At 52.4% G+C, this 19,078-nt stretch carries 20 protein-coding genes; 3 read left to right on the forward strand and 17 right to left on the reverse strand.

The window, feature by feature from the left end; genetic code table 11:
• Positions 1-71 precede the first annotated feature (71 nt).
• The gene (locus L1F29_RS19530) at positions 72-683 is read right to left on the reverse strand and encodes a DUF3298 and DUF4163 domain-containing protein (protein WP_258383734.1); all 612 of its coding nucleotides are present in this window, start codon (positions 681-683) and stop codon (positions 72-74) included.
• Between the two features lie 77 nt (positions 684-760).
• Positions 761-1,486, reverse strand: coding sequence for a phosphonate ABC transporter ATP-binding protein (locus tag L1F29_RS19535; RefSeq protein ID WP_258383735.1), 726 nt, complete (start codon positions 1,484-1,486; stop codon positions 761-763).
• Between the two features lie 148 nt (positions 1,487-1,634).
• On the opposite strand from L1F29_RS19535, the gene L1F29_RS19540 reads away from it, so the two are divergent.
• A complete protein-coding gene (locus L1F29_RS19540; protein ID WP_258383736.1) occupies positions 1,635-1,856 on the forward strand; it encodes a hypothetical protein in 222 nt (73 codons plus the stop codon).
• Positions 1,857-1,940: 84 nt separating this feature from the next.
• Here the strand turns inward: L1F29_RS19540 and L1F29_RS19545 are convergent, their stop codons facing one another.
• Complete coding sequence (locus L1F29_RS19545; RefSeq protein ID WP_258383737.1) at positions 1,941-2,078, reverse strand: hypothetical protein; 138 nt, start codon at positions 2,076-2,078, stop codon at positions 1,941-1,943.
• A 123-nt stretch (positions 2,079-2,201) separates the two neighbouring features.
• On the opposite strand from L1F29_RS19545, the gene L1F29_RS19550 reads away from it, so the two are divergent.
• Positions 2,202-2,939, forward strand: coding sequence for an HAD family hydrolase (locus tag L1F29_RS19550; protein WP_258383738.1), 738 nt, complete (start codon positions 2,202-2,204; stop codon positions 2,937-2,939).
• Positions 2,940-3,141: 202 nt separating this feature from the next.
• Here the strand turns inward: L1F29_RS19550 and L1F29_RS19555 are convergent, their stop codons facing one another.
• The 12 genes from L1F29_RS19555 to pdhA all read right to left on the reverse strand — a co-directional run bounded on the left by L1F29_RS19555 (position 3,142) and on the right by pdhA (position 16,644).
• Entirely contained in the window at positions 3,142-5,433 is a 2,292-nt protein-coding gene (locus tag L1F29_RS19555) for a type IA DNA topoisomerase (RefSeq protein ID WP_258383739.1), read from the reverse strand.
• Positions 5,434-5,507: 74 nt separating this feature from the next.
• Entirely contained in the window at positions 5,508-5,891 is a 384-nt protein-coding gene (locus L1F29_RS19560; protein WP_258383740.1) for a hypothetical protein, read from the reverse strand.
• A 376-nt stretch (positions 5,892-6,267) separates the two neighbouring features.
• Positions 6,268-7,398: a hypothetical protein gene (locus L1F29_RS19565; RefSeq protein WP_258383741.1), complete on the reverse strand. Its 1,131-nt coding sequence runs from the start codon at positions 7,396-7,398 to the stop codon at positions 6,268-6,270.
• A 50-nt stretch (positions 7,399-7,448) separates the two neighbouring features.
• Positions 7,449-7,772, reverse strand: coding sequence for a hypothetical protein (locus L1F29_RS19570; RefSeq protein WP_258383742.1), 324 nt, complete (start codon positions 7,770-7,772; stop codon positions 7,449-7,451).
• A gap of 91 nt (positions 7,773-7,863) precedes the next feature.
• Positions 7,864-9,351, reverse strand: coding sequence for a glutamate synthase subunit beta (locus L1F29_RS19575; protein WP_258383743.1), 1,488 nt, complete (start codon positions 9,349-9,351; stop codon positions 7,864-7,866).
• 217 nt (positions 9,352-9,568) lie between these two features.
• On the reverse strand, positions 9,569-10,069 hold the full coding sequence (locus L1F29_RS19580; protein ID WP_258383744.1) for a dihydrofolate reductase: 501 nt from the start codon (positions 10,067-10,069) through the stop codon (positions 9,569-9,571).
• A gap of 15 nt (positions 10,070-10,084) precedes the next feature.
• Positions 10,085-10,879, reverse strand: a complete 795-nt coding sequence (gene thyA / locus L1F29_RS19585) for a thymidylate synthase (RefSeq protein ID WP_258383745.1) — start codon at positions 10,877-10,879, stop codon at positions 10,085-10,087.
• 46 nt (positions 10,880-10,925) lie between these two features.
• Positions 10,926-11,411: an acyl-CoA thioesterase gene (locus L1F29_RS19590; RefSeq protein ID WP_258383746.1), complete on the reverse strand. Its 486-nt coding sequence runs from the start codon at positions 11,409-11,411 to the stop codon at positions 10,926-10,928.
• A gap of 141 nt (positions 11,412-11,552) precedes the next feature.
• Positions 11,553-12,968: a dihydrolipoyl dehydrogenase gene (lpdA, locus tag L1F29_RS19595; RefSeq protein ID WP_258383747.1), complete on the reverse strand. Its 1,416-nt coding sequence runs from the start codon at positions 12,966-12,968 to the stop codon at positions 11,553-11,555.
• A 3-nt stretch (positions 12,969-12,971) separates the two neighbouring features.
• Entirely contained in the window at positions 12,972-14,300 is a 1,329-nt protein-coding gene (locus L1F29_RS19600) for a dihydrolipoamide acetyltransferase family protein (protein WP_258383748.1), read from the reverse strand.
• A 74-nt stretch (positions 14,301-14,374) separates the two neighbouring features.
• The gene (locus tag L1F29_RS19605) at positions 14,375-15,352 is read right to left on the reverse strand and encodes an alpha-ketoacid dehydrogenase subunit beta (protein WP_258383749.1); all 978 of its coding nucleotides are present in this window, start codon (positions 15,350-15,352) and stop codon (positions 14,375-14,377) included.
• 224 nt (positions 15,353-15,576) lie between these two features.
• On the reverse strand, positions 15,577-16,644 hold the full coding sequence (gene pdhA, locus L1F29_RS19610) for a pyruvate dehydrogenase (acetyl-transferring) E1 component subunit alpha (protein ID WP_258383750.1): 1,068 nt from the start codon (positions 16,642-16,644) through the stop codon (positions 15,577-15,579).
• 282 nt (positions 16,645-16,926) lie between these two features.
• Here pdhA and L1F29_RS19615 point away from each other — a divergent pair, with 282 nt between their 5' ends.
• Positions 16,927-17,655: an alpha/beta hydrolase gene (locus L1F29_RS19615; RefSeq protein ID WP_258383751.1), complete on the forward strand. Its 729-nt coding sequence runs from the start codon at positions 16,927-16,929 to the stop codon at positions 17,653-17,655.
• 83 nt (positions 17,656-17,738) lie between these two features.
• Here L1F29_RS19615 and L1F29_RS19620 read toward each other — a convergent pair whose 3' ends face one another.
• Positions 17,739-18,233, reverse strand: coding sequence for a low molecular weight protein-tyrosine-phosphatase (locus L1F29_RS19620; protein WP_258383752.1), 495 nt, complete (start codon positions 18,231-18,233; stop codon positions 17,739-17,741).
• Positions 18,230-18,913, reverse strand: coding sequence for a trimeric intracellular cation channel family protein (locus L1F29_RS19625; RefSeq protein WP_258389738.1), 684 nt, complete (start codon positions 18,911-18,913; stop codon positions 18,230-18,232). The genes L1F29_RS19620 and L1F29_RS19625 overlap by 4 nt, the downstream gene beginning before the upstream one ends.
• Positions 18,914-19,078: the final 165 nt, after the last annotated feature.

A 19,078-nucleotide genomic window follows, 5' to 3' on the forward strand; every position in this document is an offset into this window, starting at 1 on the left:
TTAGGTTCATCCCTTGCCAGAACAGCTGTATAACGCCCCTCTCCGAACGAATGGTTACCGTATCCTGCGAATTAATTATTAACGGTCATCGGCGCTAACGGACCATTCGGATTAATAATATCCGTCAGGTCATAGACCGAAATCGGGAAATATGGAAATCCGAAGGCATAAGGGGTCAATTCATACAGTGCAAAATAGATGACAAGGGTTCGATCGGCAATGTAGAAAGGCTGGTCGTGACGAATAGCATTGAACGGCTCGATCGTAGCAATTTGGCGCGACTCGATCTGGGACTCGATTATATCCGATAATCGGCTTATATAACGGCTTCCAGACTTGAACAGCTCGGCAAGCGTATAGGATTTACCGTTTCCCATATCGAACGTAAGCGACTGCTGCAGCGTCAAACCGTGTGCACCGCCCGTATAGGCATAATTGAATAGAGAAAGGCTGAGTACGTTTTTCTGATTGTTTTTGATCTCAAAATAACCTTGCATCTCCGAACGCGGGTCATCGAGCGATCCTTGATCGGCAACCAACTGGCTTACATGCTGCTTTATCGTTTCATTGATTGCGCGGTGTGCCGCAGCATTGTGCAGGCCGCTGACGATAGGAATCCACAGCTCCGCTTTCGGAAAGGTTACGCGGTGCGGATGGATTATGGCTGGGAATTGAAAGGCCATAGAATGGACACCTGCCTATTTAGGTTGATGTTCCATTGTATGGCCCGCCGCCAGTATGCATGACACGCGGTAGGCGCTTACAGCAGCATTTTCTCCCTCTCCGTCATGCGTCTGCCTTTAATATCCAGCACAAGCCGGCCATTGTTCAATCCGATGATACGGTCGGCGAAGCGCTCGGCCCAATCGCCCTGATGCAGCACGGCTACGACTGAAATTCCCTGCAGGGTGCACAACCGCTTCAGGTCGGATAGAACCTGCTCCGAAGCATGCGGGTCCAATCCGGACACCGGTTCATCGGCCAACAACGTCTTCGCTCCGTGAACGAGCGCTCTGGCAATCGCTACCCGCTGCTTCTCTCCTCCGCTCAGCTTATCCGCCTTCTGGTGCGCCTTGTCCAGCAGACCCACCTTCTCGACCATATCCATTGCACCCATATAATCATCGCTGCGCACCATCCCCGTTACTCGGCGCCATACTGGCGTTTGGTAAGCTGCGCCGATCAGCACGTTCTTCAATGCGGTACGGTTCGGAATGAGGACCGGCTTCTCTTCCATATAGGCCATCTCGCGGCGAATCTTCATCTTGCCCGCAAGACCCCTCTTGAAGATGTCCACGTCATCGACAATATATTGTCCGCCGCTCCACTTCTCCCGCAATGCCAGGCAGCGCAGCAGCATCGACTTGCCGCTCCCGCTTGCTCCCTTGATCGCAATAAATTCGCCTGGCTGGATGTCAAGGCTGATTCCCGTCAGTACACGCGGGCCGCCGGGTATTTGCTTCGATAACTCGGACACTCTAATCATGTAGGCGCTCCTTATCCTTCGGAAATAGCAGTCTATCAATCTAGTTTAAGGGAAACAAATAATAGTTTCCATCCGAACAAATGTTTGGTATAATAAAAACAGGAACACTTGTTCCATAACCTTTCTTTTTCGAAGGAGGCTAATCATCTTGAACAACTGTGAAAATTATCGATTTATCGAACGGCATCGTCCGTTCCGGGATTTGACGTTTAAGTTCTACTCGGATGGCAAACTCACCATTATCGACAACACAGCTGAGGAGGTGATTTCTCCGAAGGAACTGAGAGGCGAGAGCTATGATTTCTACGTTCGCAGACGAATTGCTTTCATTAAGCAGGATCTTCACGAGAAGCGTGATAAATATGCTTAACCAAACGCACAGCGCGCGCTGTCCCTATTTCCGGACGACGCGCGCTGTGTCTTGTTAGGTGGAACGTAAGATCTCCCTGCTGCCTTAAGACTGCTGCTTGTTAACGCCATTAAGACTCGGCGGCCGGTTGCCGGTTTTATTAGGCGTCAACGCGATCGCAGGATCCTTGATACTCGATTCGGTTCCCCGATTTTCTTTCTTCTCGCTCTTGTTCCAAGGCATAGCAGACTCACCTCCGATAACATTATTTGTCCGGGCGTCCTACATTATTCGATTTGACGGAGGCAAACCTATGCTGTAGATTGAGAAGACGGCGGAACATATGCATAAAGGAGCCATACCCTAATGAAGCAAACCCTTCTATTCGACTTGGATGATACGCTAATCTATTGCAACAAATATTTCTACTCGGTCATCGATCAATTCGTTCAGGACATGACCGCCTGGTTTCATGGTTATAACCTGACCGGAACGGCGGTTCGCGACAAGCAAACCGAAATCGATCTCGCCCGTATCAAGGTGGATGGATTCAAGAGCGATCATTTCCCGCAATCATTCATCGACACCTACCGGCACTTCTCTTCTCTGTATGGCCGTGCCCGGTCGGCGGTCGAGGAGGATTTCTTATGGAAGCTGGGACGCAGCGTATACGAGCATCAGGTAGAGCCTTACCCGATGATGGAAGAAACACTGGACAGTCTCGCCAGTCAAGGCCACGAGCTACATCTCTATACCGGCGGCGAGCTGCTTATACAGGAACGCAAGATTAAGCAGATGCGGCTCGAACTATATTTCGGTTCGCGTATTTACATCCGTTCCCATAAGAATATCGAGGCGATGGAAGAAATTCTGTCGACGGGCGGATTCGACCGGACAACGACCTGGATGATCGGCAACTCGATCCGGACGGACGTTGTACCTGCCCTTACAGCAGGCATCCATGCCATTCATATGAAGAGCGATTCGGAATGGGTCTACAACATCACCGGTATTGATGTCATTCCCAAGGGCGCTTTCTACACGTTGGACCAGCTCAGTGACGTACCGAAGACGATAAATGAATACTTAAGAGAACGCTCTTGAGTGAAGAACGAAGGATAGGAATTCTGCCCGCAGTTCAGACAGCATATTCTTACGATCGCAGTTGCTGTACCTTTCTTTCGAATTACTTGCACAAACAAAATGGTGGTGCCGGGAATTAATCCGACACCACCATTTTGCGTGCGTAAGTACAACGCATTCACATTAAGCGCAACTAAGATTCACACATATGAGACAGCCCCAGCTAGTCCTTCATTTCGATAAACGAAATCGTTCCTTTCGCAGAATCGGTCAGCTCCCATTTTCCCGAAAGCGTATGGCCGTCCTTAATCTTGAAAGTTTGCTTGCGGGTGACCCCGCTCGTCGCCAACGCCTTGGCCATAGCTGCCGTAATCGTTCTGCCGTTCTGCTCTTTCCATATGACGAACGAGCAGCCCTCCTTGAACCGGATACAACCGTAGCCCCGTTTGCCTTCGATAAGCGAACCGCCGCATCCGGGACGGGGACATGCTGCGATCACAGAGGGCGAGCCAGCGGCTTCCGCAGGCTTTGCGGCCGCCGCTTTGGGCTTGCGGTCCGTCGTGCCCGTGCCGCTCTCCCGCTTCGCGCTTGTGCCCTTTGACCTGCCCGCGGCTTTACCGCCTCTTGACTTCTGCTCCTTCTCATCTCCGAACAGACTCGCATCGGCTGGCCGCTGCAGCTTCACCTTGCCGACAATCATCTCGGCAAATTGCTTCACCTTCATCATGAATTGCTCATCCGACGCCTCGCCTCTGGAAATTTGATGCAGCCTCTGCTCCCAGCGTCCCGTCATCTCCGGCGAAGCCAACAGATCGACGCCCGCGCCCCGGATCAGCTCGATAGCCGCGCAGCCCTTCGTCGTTATATCCAGCCGTTTGCCTGCCGGCTTGATGTACCCGACCTGCTTCAACCGCTCGATCGTTGCCGCCCTCGTGGCCGGCGTTCCGAGGCCGGTCTGCTTCATCGCCTCGCGCAGCTCGTCGTCTTCGATCGACTTGCCAGCCCCCTCCATCGCTTTCAGGAGCGTACCCTCCGTATAAGGCTTAGGTGGGGTCGTCGCTTTCTCGACGGCTTCTGCTTTCTCGCATTGTACAGGCCTTGAAGCATCGACGGAGAAAGGCCGATCGGTCAGTTCAAGCTCGTCTTCCGCATCATCGGCCTGCTCCTCGCCCTTCTTCTTGCGACTCTTCGATTTCGCCGGCTCCGAATCGTCTCCGCTTAGCACGACGCGCCAGCCGGGATCCAGCTGCTCCTTCGCCCGGGTGCGAAACGTCTCCTGTTCGACCTCCGTCAAGACTTCATGATTGTTGTACACGGCAGGCGGATAATAGTGCGATAGAAACCGACGGACGATCATATCGTACAGCGCCTGCTCTTCCGAGCTCAAGGTACCGGGGCGCTTGGGGGTAGGCAGAATGGCGTGATGATCCTCGACCTTGGCCGGATTGCATACCGCCTTATTCCCTTTGTGCACGCGGCTGCGGTCTGCGCCGGCTGCCAATTCTCCGTATGCGGTCTGCTTCAGCATGTTCAGCACATTGCCCATGACAGGTATGGTTTCTTCCGTGACATAGTTGGAGCTGGTCCGCGGATAAGTAATCACCTTGTGCTTCTCATATAGAGACTGCGCAATATCCAGCGTCTTCTTCGCCGGGTATCCCAATTTGCCGTTCGCTTCCCGTTGAAGCAAGGTCAGGTCGTAGAGCCGGTAAGGGTATTCCTTCGTTTCGTTCGTCTCGTAGCTGATGATTCGGCCAGGCTTGCCTTTCACTTTAGCGGCGATCGCCTCCGCTTTCTCCCGTTCCGTCAATCGGTCGCCCTGCCAGATACCCTTATAGCCGAAATCCTGCTGCAAGAATTGGGCCTGTACAATAAAAAAGGTCTCGCTGTTGAATGCCGTAATCTCTTTATGACGGTCATAGAGCAGCGCAAGCACCGGCGTCTGGACCCGGCCTACCGATAGCAAGGTCCGATGGCGGATCGTGAACGCGCGGGAGGCATTCATTCCGACAAGCCAATCGGCTTCGCTGCGTGCGCGCGCCGCCCGTGTCAAAGCGTCATACTCCCCGTCGCTGCGCAGCGTATCGAAGCCGCGCCGTATCGTCTCCGGGGTCAAGTCGGATATCCAGAGTCGGTCTACCGGCTGCGACAGCTTCAAATATTGGCGGATCAGATGAAAAATAAGCTGCCCCTCGCGCCCGGCATCGCATGCGTTCACGAGCCTGTTGCAGCGCTTGGCCAGCTCTCCGATCGTCTTCAGCTGATCCTTCGTGCGCGGGTTCGGCCACAGCTTGAACCGATCCGGGATAATCGGCAGATCCGATTCATTCCATCGTTTATACTTCGCATCGTATTGATCCGGCTCGGCCAGACCGACCAGGTGTCCGATCGCCCACGTTATGATATGCCGCTCCCCTTCCAGGTAGCTGCGTTTATTCTGCGCTTTCGGATCGATAACGGCCGCAATCGTGCGGCCCATATCGGGTTTTTCTGCAATGATTAATACCTTGCCCATTATATGGTTAATCTCCTCATTCATAGAATAAAACGGAAGATACTTCGTGATTCGTTATACGGTTGTAACCTCATTTATTCCCGCTTGTACCGGTTTATGTACGATGCAATGACCGCATACACCATGTAGTAGAAGGTGAATTGTATAATTCCGATAATAAATATCATCCATTCCTTGAAGTCGGTGAAGACAAACCCCGCCACCAGTGCGCCCGCAGCGCCGTGAAGGATCATTTTTGCGATATAGCTGCCGCCTTTATTGCTCTTGCAAATGAGATCGATCACCATTGACAGCGGCACTCCGAATAGAAGAACAATGATCGCGCTCACCAGACTGATAACGAACAGCCGCTCGCCATCCATGGAACCCATCACGAAACCGATCGGTACCGCACTGAGAAATACGGATAGCAATACGCTCATCATCTTAACAAGCAGATAGATGACGACGTCATACACGTTATCTCGCTCTCGGAAGGGCGATTTGCCGTTCCTCAGGTCTAAGCTGCATCCGTAACAGAAGCCAGGATATTCAGGGTCGCCGCACATCTCGCAGAGCCGTTTATTGCAGGCTTTGCAGGGCTCATTCGATTCGATATCGGGGTGAAAATAACAGGATTGCCTATCGATTGCTCATCTCCCCTTGCATGCCATCCCATCATCCAAGGACCTCGTTCTGTCCGCAGCCGGATTCGATTACTCTCTGCTTCTTTCAAGAGTATGTTTCCGTACCTAAAATAAGATCATCCTCCTCAATTCAAACAAAGTGGAGGATGCCCATCCGGCCCATATCGGTTTTTTCAGCTGGGATTCATGTTTTTTAGCGAATGCCTCTCTATGGTTCAACGCTTGTCCCGACATGGCGCTTCATTGTGGTGAATAAACTGCTTACGCCTTTCCACCAGTTCGGATCCTCGGCATACTCCCGGTTTATCCACATGAATGGATCCGTATCCGCAGGACGCGCCTTGCTTAAACGATTAACGGTACGTGCTGCGATGGCCGCGGACTCTTCTAATGACGTGTTGTACTTGCGCCAGCTGTTATACACGTTAAACGGGTTATTGACGATTTTCTTCGCTTCTTTATGATCCTTAGGGATGAAGCCTTGCTCCTGACCGGTGATGGCGAATAATAATAAAGGATGAATATCGAATTTCTTCGCCACCGAAAAGATCGTTTCCATGTGAGATTTCTCGGCCAGCAATGAATTTCTTCCGTTTAGGTACTCCGCCAGCTTCTGGCGGTTCACATCGGTATACCGCAGCTCCGGCGGCAGCCCGTCCTTCGAAACGGATGAAGCTGGTGCAGGAAGTCTCGGCGCGCTAACATTCGGCTGCTTCGCTGGAGCTGCCGGACGATAAGCCAGCCATCCGTACATGAACATTCCCAGAATGAGCAGAAGCGATAAAAGCAAATACGCTGCAGGCCGCGGCTTAGAAACTTTGTCGACCGGTAGCGGTACAATGTCAGCCATTCTGGCGGGAGGTTCAGGGACTGCCTGTCCAATTATCGCAGCAAGGCGAACACGGCTCGCGAAGTCCTCCCATAGCGTGGCTTGATTGACGCCGCAGGTCTGCTTCAGGCTGGACGATATCGCTTCTTTGATGAGCATATGAAAATGTTCGGCGTCGACACGGCTCTGCAAGCGCTGCTCTGTCCACGCATGAAGCGGCTCGGACAAGCTCCGATCCGTCAAATCCATCGTAACGCAAGCAGCAAAAATATGATCGTTGCCCACCGCACGCTGCTGCTCAAGAACGACCTCTTTCAACAGCTGCCTGGTCAGCTTAATCTTCATCTCCTCCGGAAAATCCGGGAGCTGCCTCAGAATGATCCGCTCCATCGCATCGTCTACGATCTCGGCATGCCGCTCCTGCGGCAGATCGGCATACTTCTGCTGGACATAGCGTCGGATGTTGCGAATATCGGCCGGCGTCAGTACGCGGGCGCCTTCACTCCGCATGAAACAACACCTCCAACCGTGGACAAGGTATGCTTATTTTACCACAACTATTACCGGGCAGGTAACGACAGTTTGGCGATCGCAGTCTGTATCATGGGACTTTCAATATACGCCGTTATTTGCGCCTTCTCATCAGCCGTAAATTGAAATTCACAGTCGCAGCCTTCATCCAGCGGAACGATTTGAGCAATAACGCCATGAACGGTGCAGATCACGAGCGCCGTCAGATCCGTCGTTTCTGCAGGTGCCGGCGTATCCGGAGACAGAACAAGCTTCAGATCGATATCCACCCACTGGTCGTTCCGCCGCTCCAATTTGGGGTAATAGGCATTAAACTTCAATTCATACACCCGGTCCGATCCATATTGAATCATGTCAATGTGCCTCCTGATCTTAATAATGCCCACACAAAAAGCGCCCGAAGGCGCTCTATGTTTCTTTCTATAGTATACCGCAAAATGCCGATTAAGGCAGCATGGTTGATCCCACTAAATACCGGTCGACTTCACGCGCAGCTTCGCGTCCTTCGTTAATGGCCCATACAACCAGGCTTTGTCCGCGGCGCATATCGCCTGCAGCAAATACTTTATCGACGCTGGTCGTATATTTGCCATACGCAGCCTTCACGTTGGAACGGCGATCCTGTTCCAAGCCAAGCTGGTCGATCAGCAGATTTTCCGGCCCTTCGAATCCGACGGCTATCATTACGATATCGGCCGGCCACACTTTCTCTGTTCCTGGAATCTCTTTATAAATTTTACGGCCTGTCTCATCGACCGTCCGCTCGATTTGTACCGTGTGAAGCTCTTTCACATTGCCGTTCTCGTCGCCTACGAATTTCTTCGTTAGGACCGAGAATGCGCGAGGATCTTCACCGAAGATGGCACGCGCCTCCTCTTGCGCATAATCGAGCGTATACACGTTCGGGAATTGAGGCCATGGATTGTTTATCATATCGCGCTCCAGAGGCGCCTTCGCATGCGTTCCGAACTGCGTAACCGATTTGCAGCCGTGACGGAGCGCTGTCGCAACGCAGTCCGTCCCCGTATCTCCGCCGCCGATGACGATGACGTTCTTGTCTTTGGCTGAAATATAATTGCCGTCTGTCATATCGGAATCGAGATAGCTCTTGATCGAACTGTTCAAGTAGTCCATCGCCAGATGGATTCCGCCCAGCTGCCGTCCTTCAATCTCGACTTCACGGGCTTTTGTCGACCCGCCGCAGAGAACGACCGCATCATAATCGCTAACGAGCTGTTCGGCTTTTACATCTGTGCCGATCTCGGTATTCGTAATAAATTCAATGCCTTCCGCTTCAAGCAAATCGACGCGGCGCTGAACGACTTTCTTATCCAGCTTCATAGCGGGAATGCCGTATGTCAACAACCCGCCGATCCGGTCGGCACGTTCGAACACAGTAACCGAATGACCGGCTTTATTCAGCTGTGCGGCGCATGCAAGTCCTGCAGGGCCTGATCCGACGACCGCTACGCGTTTGCCTGTGCGCACCTTGGGCGGCTGCGGAACAACCCAGCCCTCGTCGAAGCCTTTATCGATAATAGCCTGTTCGATCGTCTTGATCGTTACAGCGTCGCCAATCAGCCCTACTGTACACGAGCCTTCGCAAGGAGCCGGGCAGACGCGTCCCGTAAATTCGGGAAAATTGTTTGTTTTGTGCAAACGGTCAAGCGCATCTCGCCAAAGGCCGCGATAGATCAAATTGTTCCACTCCGGGATCAAATTGTTGACCGGACAGCCGGATGTCCCTCCGGGAAGCTCGATGCCCGTATGACAATAAGGTGTGCCGCAGTCCATGCAGCGCGCGCCTTGCGTACGCAGTTGATCCTCGCTGAAATGCTTATGAAATTCTTCCCAGTCCTTAACCCGCTCCAGCGGGTCGCGGTCAGCGGGCAGCTCGCGTCTGTAGTCCATAAATCCAGTAGGTGTAGACATGATCGCTTATCCTCCATCCAAGTTTCCCCGGTTAACCTCGTGCATCATTCATTATAAATAACGATAACGGGAATCCAATTATTATTCAAGCGTATACTGCTTCCAAGTGTTTCTCGTATACAATATCGTAGCAATTCAGCCCGGTTCGATAAATGGATTATCCGTACAATCATTTGCACTAAATGACCAATGGAGTTTTCAATTCATGACTGTATCTCTAGTGGTTTGGCGATGTTCGCTTATACGTTCGAATGTAGAAATTGTAAGCATGCTTCTCATCGGCACGATAGGGCTCGCTGTCCGTAATGGACCATTCCGATTCGGGCACCTCCGGAAAAAAAGCGTCCCCGTCAATATCGGCCTCCACCTCGGTAAGCAGCAGCTTGTCCGCATACGGCAGGAATTGAGTATAGATCTCCGCTCCGCCAATGACCATTAATTCATCCTGCCCGGCTCCATGCTTCCGGAGCGCCTCGTCCACGGAATGAACAATCTCGCAGCCTTCACACGAATAACCGTTGTCGCGGGTTAGAATAACGTTAAGACGTTTGGGGAGAGGCCGGCCCAGCGATTCGAAAGTCTTGCGCCCCATCAGTACGGTCTTCCCCGTTGTGGAACGGCGAAAATGCGCCATCTCGGACGGCAGATGCCACAGCATCCGATTGTCTTGTCCGATCGCCCGGTTGCTGGCCATCGCGGCTATTAACGTGATAGACATGCGGCATTCTCCTCTCTAAATGGCGACTTCCGCTTTAATCGTCGGATGATGCTCATAATTTATAATCTCAAAGTCATCATATACATAATCAAATATAGAGTCCGGCTTCCGTTTAATCAGAAGCTGCGGCAGCGGATAAGGCTCGCGTGTCAACTGCTCCCTCACTTGGTCGATATGATTGCTGTATATATGCACATCGCCGCCGGAATATATAAACTCACCCACACCGAGATCGCATTGCTGGGCTATCATGTGCGTAAGAAGGGCATACTGCGCGATATTGAACGGCAGTCCCAGGAACGTATCGGAGGAACGCATCGTCAGCATACAAGAGAGCTTCCCGTTTACCACATAGAATTGAAAGACAAAGTGGCACGGAGGCAGCTTCATATTGTCAATTTCCGCGACATTCCAAGCACTGACGATATGACGGCGGGAATCCGGATTCCGTTTGATAGAGGCTACGACCTCGGCGATCTGATCGATCTTGCGGCCGTCCGGCGCTTCCCATGCCCGCCATTGCGAGCCGTAGACAGGTCCCAGCTCTCCGTTCTCGTCCGCCCATTCGTTCCAGATACGAACGCCGTTTTCCTGCAAATAGCCGACGTTGGTATCGCCTTTGAGAAACCAAAGCAGCTCATGGATGATGGATTTGACATGCATCCGCTTTGTCGTTACAAGCGGGAACCCTTCATTTAAATCATAGCGGAGCTGACGTCCGAAAACCGATAACGTACCCGTTCCTGTCCGGTCTTCTTTCAGCGCTCCATTATCCAGTACGTCCTTCAGCAGGTCCAAATACGATTTCAAGCCAAAGCTCCTCTCCAAAAAAACTTATAACTATCATATCACTTTTTTAATCCTTCTGTCTGTCCCGTTTTCGCTGCTTACGCTGCTCGTATCGTTTGGGAGCCGAAGCATGGAGCGACTTTTCCTCATCCGTCTCCGGTAGAATGTCGGGCACTCTCGTCGGCTTCCCGGAAGGATCAAGGCCTACGAAAGTGAAGAAGGCGGTTACGACGGTTGTTCTCTCGCCCGTATATACATGCTCGGTCTGCACCTTTACATAGACTTCCATGGAGCTGTTATGGCTCCATGCCACGAAAGCGACGATCTCTATCACATCGCCGACCCGGATCGGCCCGATAAAATCAATGCTGTCCGTCGATGCCGTTACGACAGGTATCCGGGCATGCCTCATGCTTGCGATCGCCGCCGTCTTATCCATGTATTCCATTACCTTGCCGCCGAACATCGTCCCGTGGAAGTTGGCATCCTCCGGAAAAATCAACTGTGTCATCGTTGTACGCGATTCGCTTGCCGGTTTGGCGAGTACCGTCATATTACCCGCTCCCTCCTTCAACTCTGTCTCGTGAAAGCCGTCTTCTCGTTCAAACGCCGGTCCCATCCCGAATTACAAAAAGAGGCCCGAGCGCTGAATCCAGCGTCGTGCCTCTGACTGAACGTTATGTGCTGCGCCTGCTTACTTACCGATCGCGTGGATCGGATGTCCAAGCGCCATCTCGGCTGCATCGAGAACGATCTCGCCCAGCGTTGGATGCGCGTGAATCGTCAGCGCCAAATCTTCAAGCGTAGCGCCCATCTCGATCGCAAGTCCGAGCTCGGCAATCATGTTGGAAGCTTCGATGCCTGCGATTTGCGCCCCGAGTACAAGACCGGAATCCGCATCGGCAACCAGCTTGACGAAGCCTTCCTTGACGCCCAGCGACAAGGCGCGTCCATTGATGTTGAACGGGAACTTGCCAACCTTGACATTGTGGCCTTTCTCTTTCGCTTCCTTCTCGGTGTAGCCGACGCTCGACAGCTCTGGGTCGGAGAATACGACGAGCGGAATGCACTTGTAATCGATTTTGCTCGGTTGTCCTGCAATCGCTTCTGCTGCAACGCGGCCTTCATACATCGCTTTGTGAGCGAGTGCAGGTCCTGCGATGATATCGCCGATTGCATAGATATGAGGAACGCTCGTCTGGCATTGCTCGTTAACCTCGATCAAGCCGCGGTCGGTCATTTTTACATTGATGAGATCAAGACCAAGCTCGCCATCCGTGTTCGGACGGCGTCCGACTGTCACGAGCAGATAGTCAGCCGTTACTTGCTTGTCTTCGCCGTTAACGGTATAGGTCACGGTTACGTCTTTATCCGTTTGCTCGGCGCTCTTCGCTTGCGCGCCGGTTACGATTTCGGCGCCCACGCCTTTGAGCTTCTTCGCAACAAGGGACGACATATCCGTGTCGAAGCCAGGCAGGATCGCATCCGAGCCTTCGATTACGGTTACCTTCGTGCCGAAACGAGCGTACATTTGGCCGAGCTCCACGCCGATATATCCGCCGCCGATAACGACCAGGCTCTTCGGAATTTCCGGAATGGACAGCGCTTCGGTCGAAGATACGATGCGTCCGCCGTAAGGGAATGCCTTCAGCTCGATCGGACGGGAGCCCGTTGCGATGATACAATTCTTGAAGCGGTAACGCGGCGCTTCCTGTTCATTGAATACGCGAGCTTCGTTCTCGTTAATGAACATGACTTCGCCGTTGAAGTATTGGATCTTGTTCGCTTTGAGCAGCGAAGCTACGCCGCCGGTCAGCTTCTTGACAACGCCGTTCTTGAAATCCTGCACCTTGTTCCAATCGACTTTCACGTCGGATGCCGTAATTCCGAAAGAATCGGCATGGCTGATCGACTCATATTGGTGAGAAGCCGAGATCAGCGCTTTGGAAGGGATACAGCCTACATTCAAGCATACGCCGCCAACATATTGTTTATCCACGACAAGTACATTCTGCCCGAGCTGGGCGGCACGAATGGCCGCCACATATCCGCCGGGTCCTGCACCAATGACTAGAGTGTCAATGTCCAGTGAAGCATCTCCTACTACCATTGGTTATACCTCCATGATGAACAGCTCTGGTTGTGCCAACAGCTGTTTGATTTGATTCAAGAAATTTTGCGCCGTTGCGCCGTCGATGAGACGATGGTCAAAGCTAAGCGACAGAGCCATTACAGGTGCTGCGACGATTTCGCCGTTGCGGACGATCGGCTTCTCTGTAATGCGTCCGGTGCCAAGAATCGCCACTTCCGGGAAATTAATGACCGGCGTAAAGAACATGCCGCCTGCAGATCCGATATTGGTAATCGAAATCGTGCTGCCTCTCATCTCGTTCGCGGACAATTTACCCTCGCGGCCGCGCGTAGCCAAATCGCGGATGCTGTCCGCTACCATATAGATGTTCTTGCGGTCGGCATCCTCAATGACCGGAACGATCAAGCCGTTATCCGTGTCGGTTGCGATCCCGATATTGTAGTATTTACGCAAGACGATATCTTGATTAGCCTCATCAAGCGTAGCGTTCATAATTGGGAACTGGCGGCAAGCAGCTACCAGAGCCTTCACGATAAACGGCAGATAAGTCAGCTTAACGCCCTTCTTCTCGGCATGCGGCTTGTATTTGGCACGCAGTGCAACGAGCTCGGTAACGTCAACCTCGTCCATCAGGGTAACGTGCGGAGCCGTGTAAACCGACTTCGACATCGCATTGGCGATGACTTTACGAATACCTTTGAAAGGAACGCGCTCCTCAGGACGGTAGGCCGTGCCGGAAGCCACTGGGGCTGCCTTCGTCTCATTATTGCCTTCTGCCGGTGCAGCAGCATTCTGTTCATTCACCGCTTCAGGCTGCGAAACAGCCGCGGCAGCGCCGCCGCCAGCTGCGAATCCATCGATGTCATCGCGCGTAATGCGTCCGTTCTTGCCCGTACCTTTGACGCCAGACAAGTCAACGCCCTTCTCGCGGCCGTATTTGCGAACGCTTGGCGTTGCAAGTACAGGATTTCCTTCTGCTTTCGCCGCGTCCGAGCTTGGCGCGCTCTCCGGCGCTTTCGCCTCCGGTGCGCCGCCCTGGATCTCCGCTCCGCCTTGCGCAGCGGCCTTCTCTTCCGATGCTACAGTAGTTTCTTGCTCGGGCAGGTCGCCTTCCGCTTCAATAATGGCCACCAAATCACCGACATGGCACACTTGTCCGTCTTTCGCGAACACTTCGAGCACTTTGCCGTTAACCGGACAAGGAACCTCTACAATGGCTTTGTCGTTCTGTACTTCCATAATAATATCGTCATCCGTTACGCTGTCTCCCGGCTTGATAAGCATCTTGACGATTTCGCCTTCGTGCAGCCCTTCGCCAAGCTCCGGAAATTTATATTCAAATTTAGCCACCTACGCTACCTCCTCATTCTTCGCAAGCAACGCCTACGTTCATGCACCGCATCGTAACAAGCAGATTTTAGTAATTAAAATTCCCGGACTTTATTAACTGCCGCGATAATACGGGCTGGTGTAGGAAGCCATTGATCCTCGATTTGCGCGAACGGATACACCGTATCCGGACCGGCCACGCGAAGCACGGGAGCTTCCAGGTGAAGGATCGCCTTCTCGTTGATTTGAGTAATGACTTCTGCCGCAGCGCCGGATGTTTTCTGCGCCTCTTGGACAACGATTGCCCGGTTCGTCTTCTGAATGGAAGCTACGATCGTATCGATATCAAGCGGCATCAGGGTGCGCAGATCGATAACTTCCGCTTTAACGCCCTGCTTCTCCAGCTCTTCAGCCGCTTTAACAGCCGTATGAACCATCATGCCGTAAGCGATGATCGTCACATCGGAGCCTTCGCGAACGACATTCGCTTTGCCGATCGGAACGGTGTATTCACCTTCCGGAACTTCTGCGCGGAAAGCACGATAGAGATTAAGATGCTCCATGAAGAATACCGGATCGTTATCGCGAATAGCGGAGATCATCAGGCCTTTAGCATCGTAAGGGTTCGAAGGCACGATAACCTTCATGCCCGGCGTCTGAAGGGCAAGCCCTTCGAGCGAGTCGGTATGAAGCTCGGCTGCTTTGACCCCGCCGCCGAACGGCGTACGGAATACGATCGGTGAGTTATAACGTCCGCCTGAACGGTAACGCATCCGTGCAGCCTGGACGAACATTTGGTCAAGCGCTTCATAGATAAAACCTACAAATTGAATTTCTGCAATCGGACGGAAGCCTTGAATGCCCATGCCTACTGCCATACCGGCAATCGCGGATTCCGCAAGCGGCGTGTCGAATACGCGATCTTCGCCAAATTCCTCCTGCAGACCTTCGGTAACGCGGAATACACCGCCGACTTTCCCCACGTCTTCGCCGAAGGCGACAACGTTCGAATCGCGTTTCAATTCGACGCGCATCGCGTCGCGGATCGCTTCCAACATATTCATTTGTGCCATGTTCGTTGGTTCCTCCTGAAAGTTTTGTGAAGGCATGCAACCCCGATACATAACCGCAGCAGCCTCGAAGCACATGCCATGTTTTTGTGAAGCCAAGCTTCTTGGACGATTATCCGGGCACCCATTCGCTTCAAAAGATCAGCAGCAAGAATCGAAAAACAAGCCGATCTCCTGGACGAAATGAAAACCTAATTTGCCGCTGAGAAGCATCCCTGCGTCATGATTTATTTGAAATCGTCTTTTTGCTCTTCGAGATACTGCGGCGTCGTTTCGAACATGGAGTCGATCAGACCCGCGACCGTCATTTTCTCTGTTGCTTCCGCTTTCTTGATATGCTCGTTTACCGTAGCCTTCGCTTCTTCCTTCACGCGTGCCGTATCTTCCTCGGTCCACAAGCCCTTCTTCTCCAGGAACTTGCCGAAGCGGGTAACCGGATCCTTGAGCGCCCATTCGTTCTCTTCGTCCTTGGTCCGGTATTTGGTCGCATCGTCAGCCATGGAATGCGGACGGAAACGGTACGTAAGCAGCTCGATCAGCGTTGCGCCTTCGCCGTTGCGTCCGCGTTCAGCCGCTTCGGATACTGCTTTGTACACGGCAAGAACGTCCATGCCGTCGACCTGTACGCCTTTGATTCCGGCTGCTACAGCTTTGTGCGCGATCGAAAGTGCTGCCGTTTGTTTCTCAAATGGCGTAGTAATGGCATATCCGTTGTTCTGGACAGCATATATAACAGGCAGTTTGTACACGCCTGCAAAGTTCAAGCCTTCGTAGAAATCGCCTTCGGAAGAACCGCCATCGCCTGTATATGTGATTGCGACGCGTTTCTCGCCGCGTTTCTTGAACGCCATTGCAACGCCCGTGGCGTGCAAAATTTGAGCGCCGATAATAATTTGCGGCATCAATACATGGACGTCTTCAGGAATTTGGCCGCCATGCTGATGGCCGCGGGAATACAGGAATGCCTGGTAAAGCGGCAGTCCATGCCAAACGATCTGCGGCATGTCGCGGTAGCCCGGGCAGACGAAATCATCCTTGTTCAGGGCATACTCGCTGCCGATCATCGATGCTTCCTGGCCGGATACCGGCGCGTAGAAGCCAAGTCGGCCTTGACGGCCCAAATTGACTGCGCGTTCATCCCATGCGCGGGTAAATACCATGCGGTACATGATTTCTTTCAACTGCTCATCCGACAAATTCGGCATTAAATCCGGGTTAACGACATCACCTTCTGGCGACAGAACAGTAAGCGGCAGAACCGGTTCTGTCTGTACTTCGTAAGGAAGCTTGCTCATCTACGTTCACCTCAGTTAAATATTTGAAAGTGCGAGTGTCTCTGTTATAGAATGATTATAACCCTGTTTAACCGAAATGGTCAAAGTATAAAATAGTCAAAACCTTTGATTTTTCACTGTTTTCACGAATCTGATGCTTTAATTGTATATGTAACAGTACTGTTTTTTCACTAGTACAGAATAGTACAAAGACACGGATTCGACAATAACGGCAGTTGTTTCCTTCCTTTTGTTTACCCTTATCCGCAGAAAAGCATTCAACACCGAGAGGAGAAAATTTTAATGACGGATCAACGATATTTGAAAAGAACGATTGTCAAAGATACGGCAGCCAGCCGGATTCTACCCGAACAAGAGCGCGAGCTTCGCATTTTTTTGCCGCCGGGCTATAATGAGGTGCTCAGTTACCCCGTTCTTTTCTGTCAGGACGGCGAAGATTTTTTCAATTTCGGACGGGTTGCGACCATTGCGAATCAGCTCATCCTCGACGAAGGCATGGAGCCGTTCATTATCGTCGGAGTCGATGTGGACAAGAAGAAGCGCACATCGGAGTACGCTCCCGACGGAGAGCTTCACGACGGCTATGTCACCTTCTTCGCCGAAGAGCTGCTTCCATATATTGAATCGCGTTATCCGGTTAGACGCGACCCTCAACATCGGGTGCTGGCCGGCGATTCGCTAGGCGGTACGGTATCGCTTCATATTGCGCTGCGCTACCCGCATCTATTCAACAAAATCATCTCGCTATCCGGAGCCTTCTACCCCGCTTCTCAAGAAATTGCCGCCCGAAGCGGCCTTATGGATCATATGAGCCTGTTTATGATCGTCGGGCTGCAGGAAACCGCCTTCGAAACCGACAGCGGCACCTATGATTTCGTTGCGCTCAACCGGGCGATGAAGCAAATTCTAAAAGAGAAAGGCGCTGCCATCCTGTACAGCGAGCATGAAGGCAAGCATGTATGGGGCTTCTGGCAGAAGCATATCCCTTCGGCATTGAAAGCTTTTTTCTAACAACGGAACTCACGCTTACGCGAAGACCGCTGCAGCGGGCAGGCAGATAGCCTGACGCTGGCAGCGGTCTTCTTTTAACCTTATTATGAACGTGCAGGTTCAGCCTCTTGTAGCTGCTCCGCTATCTTCTCCAAAAGCCGGGCGCAGCCTTGCGACACCAGCTCGTAAACCTCTTCGAAATTTCCGGTATAATAAGGATCCGGAACATCGGCCGTTTTGCGCTCCGGAAGCAGATCCATAAATTTAAACACCTTGTCGTGGCCGTCGCAGCGGCTGCCAAGCATTTGACGAACATCCCGTTCATTATTCGTGTCCATGCAAACGATATAATCGTAATCGTCGTAATCGTCCAAACGCACTTGTCTTGCCCGCATCCCTTCGTACGAAATCCCATGGCGGTCAAGCAAGCCCCTCGTTCCTTCATGCGGCACCTTGCCGAGATGCCAATCTCCCGTTCCGGCCGAATCGACTTTAATGACATCCTCCAGTCCGCGCGCCATTAATTCATGGCGAAATACCGCTTCTGCCATCGGTGAACGGCAAATGTTGCCCAGACATACGAATAATACCGAAATCATGAGTGGTCCCCTTTCTCTTCGTTGCTTTTCGCTGCCGCGGCCGTCTGCTGCTCTTCGGAATGGACCGATTGCGCAAGCGCATATTTCAGCGATCGTCTCGGCAATCTCCATTTGTAATGAACCGACAGCATTCTGCACGCAATGACGATACCGAATAGTATCAGCAGCTCCATTGGTGTTTTAAACCATCCAAGTCCGATCGCAGCACCTGCAGCCATCGCCCACACCGCATAGATTTCATCGCGCAGCACAAGCGGTTTTCTTCCGGCCAAGACGTCGCGGATCATGCCCCCGCCAATACCGGTCAGCATCGCCGCAACAATGACGGCGCTAAGCGGATGCTTCCCTGTTGCATACAGCGCGCCTTGAATCGCGAAGGCCGACAACCCGATAGCATCGAAGAACGCTTCGCTCCGACGCCAATGCTTGATCCAGCTAACCGGCAAAATAAAGGCGATCGTCATCGCCGCAACGGCGGTCTTAAGCAGCATTCCTTGCGCCCACAAGGTCGTAACGGGTACGCCGATCAGCAGATTGCGGATAACGCCGCCGCCAAAGGCAGTGGCAAGGCCAAGCACATAAACGCCAAGAATGTCGTATTCTTCCTCCATCGCTACAATCGCACCGCTCACTGCAAAAGCAATCGTGCCGATAACGCTGAAGATCGTAAACACGTCCATATCCAATTGCCAGTTCAACTGATGCTGCCTCCGCCTGCTCATTCGATATCCGCCGCCCTTTGCTGCAGGTCATCGAACGGGTCCATAGTTTTTACCAATCTCATTTTAGCCATGAGCGGCGGATTTGCGCAAGAGTGCATTTTGCAAATAACGGACTGGCCTTTC

Origin of the sequence: Paenibacillus spongiae (assembly GCF_024734895.1) — a bacterium.
Lineage (GTDB): Bacteria > Bacillota > Bacilli > Paenibacillales > Paenibacillaceae > Paenibacillus_Z > Paenibacillus_Z spongiae.